This window comes from Bartonella capreoli (genome assembly GCF_902813205.1).
Classification (GTDB): domain Bacteria; phylum Pseudomonadota; class Alphaproteobacteria; order Rhizobiales; family Rhizobiaceae; genus Bartonella; species Bartonella schoenbuchensis.
Window position 1 is genome coordinate 1 of record NZ_CADDZX010000303.1, and the last position, 413, is coordinate 413.

Below are 413 nucleotides of genomic sequence, written 5' to 3' on the forward strand. Positions count from 1 at the left end.
GGAAGAGAAAGAAGCTTGCATTGATGGAAGCAAGATTTAAGAGCAAGATTGAGCTGTGTTGATGTCGGGGGGCGTATTATTATGAGAAGATGGGGGGTTGGGAAATTGGGGAGATGGTTTGGAAGAAGCGGGTCAAGAGTTTGGGGACATGTTGGTGGAAGAGGATGGCATTTAAGAGGTAAAGGAAGGGGGAGGCGTAAGGTTGAAGGTGCTGGTAGCGGTGATGAGGAGGCTAGTTTTTTTAAAATGGTGGCAAGGGCTGGTAAGAGCGTGGAGAATCACGTGTGAGCAACAGGATTTGATTGGTAACAGGATTGTTCTTGTTTAAGGGTGTGCAATTGGTATGAGAGATAGCGGGACTAGCATGTCGGATAGGTGCCTCGAGAGGTAAAGAACGGGCGACAAAGGGGCGG

The 413-nt window shown here is 48.7% G+C and carries 1 protein-coding gene; it reads left to right on the forward strand.

Annotation, left to right across the window (positions count from 1 at the left end; translation table 11 throughout):
* The first annotated feature begins 48 nt into the window (after positions 1-48).
* Positions 49-288, forward strand: a complete 240-nt coding sequence (locus J7R05_RS08540) for a hypothetical protein (protein WP_208541901.1) — start codon at positions 49-51, stop codon at positions 286-288.
* Positions 289-413: the final 125 nt, after the last annotated feature.